General features: G+C 43.0%; 2 protein-coding genes. One reads left to right on the top strand and one right to left on the bottom strand.

The window, feature by feature from the left end; translation table 11 throughout:
* The coding region (locus tag VN429_RS00620) for a methyl-accepting chemotaxis protein (protein WP_325628670.1) at nucleotides 1–2208 on the top strand (2208 nt) is incomplete at its 5' end.
* A 381-nt stretch (nucleotides 2209–2589) separates the two neighbouring features.
* Here VN429_RS00620 and VN429_RS00615 read toward each other — a convergent pair.
* The gene (locus VN429_RS00615; RefSeq protein WP_325628668.1) at nucleotides 2590–3867 is read right to left on the bottom strand and encodes an ABC transporter substrate-binding protein; all 1278 of its coding nucleotides are present in this window, start codon (nucleotides 3865–3867) and stop codon (nucleotides 2590–2592) included.
* Nucleotides 3868–4257: the final 390 nt, after the last annotated feature.

Below are 4257 nucleotides of genomic sequence, written 5' to 3'. Positions count from 1 at the left end.
ACGATGACTATCGAGGAACTCCGCACTAAAGTTCAGAAACTTGAAGAAGAAAGGGTGGAACTCCGGACATTTATTGATGAGATGGCCCTCATGCGAACCAATCAAAAGGAAGGGGATATTGATTGGTTTATTCCATCAGAGAGGTTTACTGGTGTTTACCGTACGATGGCAGAGGGAGTCAACGAGCAGGTACGAGAGCACCTCGCGGTAAAAAAACGGATTGTTGAAATTATCAGGCATTTCAACGAAGGCGATTTTTCCCAGAGTATGGAGCAACTTCCTGGGAAAAAGGCATTTATCACCCGTGATGTGAACCAGTTTCGGTCCCGGATTCTTGAACTTTTTTCAGTTCTCAATGATCTAACCACTGCTTCATCTGATGGAAAACTATCCACACGAGCCGATATCTCAAAGTTTGAAGGAGAATGGAAGACCCTTGTTCTGGGTATCAACCAGATGCTCGATGCAATATTACTCCCAATCGGAGAAGGGAACCGGATATTAAGACAGATAAGAGGGGGAGATCTTCGAGAAAAGGTCGAGACTGAATGTTATGGCGATCATGAGGAGATGAAGAACGCCATTAACGGAGTGCATCAATGGTTGTCAGAACTCATCGAGTATGTCACTAAGATATCACATGGGGATATGACTGCCCAGATGAATATGGCATCTGATAAAGATCAGATTTATGAGTACCTGATCAAGATGAAAGAAAGCATCAATGTACTGGTACAGGATGCAAACATGCTTTCTCAGGCAGCTATTGATGGCAAACTCGATACCAGAGCCGATGCAACAAAGCACGAAGGAGACTATAGAAAGATCATAGAGGGAGTCAATAAAACTCTAGATGCGGTTATCGGCCCTCTTAATGTAGCTGCAAATTATGTGGAGCGGATCAGCAAAGGTGATATTCCGGTTCAGATCACTGACACATATAGTGGTGACTTTAACGTAATCAGGAATAACCTCAATATCTGTATTGATGCCGTGAATGCTCTCGTTTCGGATGTCGATATGTTATCAAAGGCAGGAGTAGAAGGACGACTTCAAACCCGTGCTGATGCAACCAAACATCAGGGTGATTTTAGAAAGATCGTAGAAGGAGTGAATGAAACACTGGATAGTGTTATCGTTCCGGTCAATGAAGCACTCAGGGTTTCAAAAGAGTATGCAGACTCCAACTTTGCTGCACGATTCGATCCCTCTCTGAATATTTCAGGAGACTGGATCGCGTTTAAAGATGCTCTGAATAATATCGGGATTCAGGTATCAGAGGCGGTCAGACTTATTAACAAACAGGTGATGGACCTTGCTACAAATGCAGAAGAGGCAACAACAAGTATTGAGGAAGTATCAGTTGGTGCACAGCAGATCGCAAGGAGTGCCGGAGAAGTCAGCAGTAACTCGATGAAAGGGGAAGATGGCATCACCCAGGTGCTCAAAGCAATGGAAGATCTGAATAGTACCGTTGCAGAGGTATCAAGAAGGGCAGAACTCGTCTCTATCACAGCAATTCAGGCCAATAATTTTGCAAAGAACGGTGTAGAACTTGCTCATAAATCTGAAACTGCAATGAACGAGATAAAACGCTCATCTGCAGAGGTTGATCAGATCGTCAAAGAGATCAATCAGAAGATGGATGAGATAGGAAAGATTGTCCGTCTCATATCAGATATTGCAAATCAGACCAACCTTCTTGCCCTGAACGCTGCAATCGAGGCTGCACGGGCAGGTGAAGCAGGACGTGGGTTTGCTGTTGTTGCAGCTGAAGTCAAATCCCTTGCACAGGACTCCCACAGTTCTGCAGAAAACATTGAAGATATGATCTCTGATCTGCAGAATAAAGCAAAAATAACTAATGAAGCCATGGGACAGGCCGGTGAGATCGTTGAGACAGGGAGTTCAGCTCTGATTGAAACATTAGGGGCGTTTAACCAGATTGCCACCTCTATTGACGAGATCACCAGAAATGCAACCGATGTTGCATCTTCATCAGAAGAACAGGCTGCATCAGTTCAGGAAGTTACTGCAAGCATCAATGAAGTAAGTAGCCTTGTTGAAAATACTACCAAGGAAGCAGGAGATGCTGCTGCAGCAACTGAAGAAGCATCAGCCTCTATTGAGCAGATAAGCAGGGTTGTCGGGAATGTGAGTGGGATTGCTGATGTGGTCTCACGAGAGATGGCAAAATTTCGGATTTAAAAGCAAAAACAGGACTTGCTGATATCAGAACCCTCTCACGAAGAGAGGCTTAGGACCATGTATCTCCTGCAAATTTCTGGTTCATCGGTATGGATGATACGGTTTTTCCAGAACACCCGATATTGTTCTTGATAATACAACCTCGGTGCTGACCGGTCCAGTCACAGATATCGATCAGGCGACGGTGGGCGGATGATGGGGAGTGCATTCTGTGGACATTAAGAAAGAGGCTCGAGAGCGGGGAGAATGTGGAAAGGATATGGTAACCCAGATTGACCTCATAGAAGTATCTCTACAATGAGCAATACAGAGTTAGAAGGAACTTGTTAATTCTGGTTTTTGAATGGTTGTACAAATATTAAAAAGGGACCAGGGTATTGGTCATTCTTTTTCCGGATAAAATACTGCTATCGGATTAACTCCAAAGTTATACCAGAATGCAACTTCTGCGAGCACTTTCTGGCTATATTCTCCATTATTCTTTACCATTCCCCAAAGAGCATAATGCCCTTCTCTACTATCTCCTGCTGCGTTTTTCGCGGATAACCCTGCAACTCCGACATATGATTCTGAAAAAGCAATTATCTCATCACGAAGAATTTTTGCATCGATATTTCCATCCAGATTCATGGCCAAAAACGCAATTTTTGTTGCATCATAACACCCATATGCATATCCGTCAGGCTCTTTTCCAAGTGTTTTCTTCAGAGACTGGTATACAGGATTGCTTTTGAAATTGACTCTCGGGCTGATAGACAGAGCGGTAAAGTTACATGTGTATGCGTACTCAGGCACGCTGCCTGAACCAGTCAAGGCAGGAGTCAGAGCATTACCATCACACCCGATCCATCTCACCTTATCAAGATGTGGATATTTGTTTTCGGATGCTTCTTTCATAATCTGCTCTAATTCGCTAAAGGATACCACATACACTGCGACATTTTTGCCATCGGTTGTTTTCAGACTCTCTCCGACTAACGTGTCGAGGTTTTCGAGAGAATCGGCATATGATGTTGTAGTAGGATCATACCAGATTCCTTCCTCCATTGTCATGTGTTCTGAAAGATTCCCTTTCACCGCTTTTACTAGACCCTTACCCCATATGTCGTCTCTTGCATAGGGAATTATGGTGGTGATGCCATTCTGTTTAAACAGTTCAATGGTTGACAGGGCCTGGACAGAATCATCAGGATTAAACCGGAGGATATTATCGTCAGGTATTGATAATTCAGGAGCTGAAGAACCAGCTGAAAGAATCAGAACTCCGTTGGAATCTGCATAATCCTTTATGGCCTCTACCTGTGCACTGGATATATATGAGATGACCATAGTGACACCTGACTCATGAAGCTTTTTAATTGCATCAAGGGCCGAATTAGGATCTGAACCCACATTTGTCGTCACTCCATTTACATGGATTTTTGATCCACCCTTGCTGAGGAATGTATTCAGATTTGATATTGCAAGATTGAAGGCTGCCTGAGAGGATTCTCCACCTGATGTCAAAGACCCGTTTGCCGGGAATACTCCATACAGAGTGATGGTCGAATTATCAGAACAGGCACTTTCCGCAACACAAATGGAACAGACACACATCCCAATAAGAAGAATTACTCCGGTAATTACCCGAAATGTGCCTTCATTACTAAAAGATAACATAAACTAAATCACGTGTTGAATATTTTACATTTGTGATTTATACTTTTGATAACCGGCCTTGTCTGATTGGTTCGACACACAGACATGAAAGGAGATAGAAACTGAGAGGTACTTGGTGATTGATACGTACACCCTCGGTAAGACTCATCCAAAACAGGTGAGAATTCTCACCTTCAAACTGCTGAACAGATAGAAAAAACGATTCGTATTGCCATAGAGGGGAGTATAAGCACAAAACACCCCTATCTCGTGAATATTGCCAACGGTCAGACAATTATTTAAAGGGATCGCATTACTGAAAAGACACAGTACTAGATCAATCATTGCACACCATAATCCTGACAACACCATATCGAATATTAAAAAACCAAAAACAATTTGTTTTCTTAG

It is taken from the genome of Methanospirillum sp. (assembly GCF_035560735.1).
In the GTDB taxonomy this organism is placed as follows: domain Archaea; phylum Halobacteriota; class Methanomicrobia; order Methanomicrobiales; family Methanospirillaceae; genus Methanospirillum.
The sequence above is the reverse complement of the archived record's forward strand: the minus strand, read 5'-3'. Positions and strand labels throughout refer to the sequence as shown.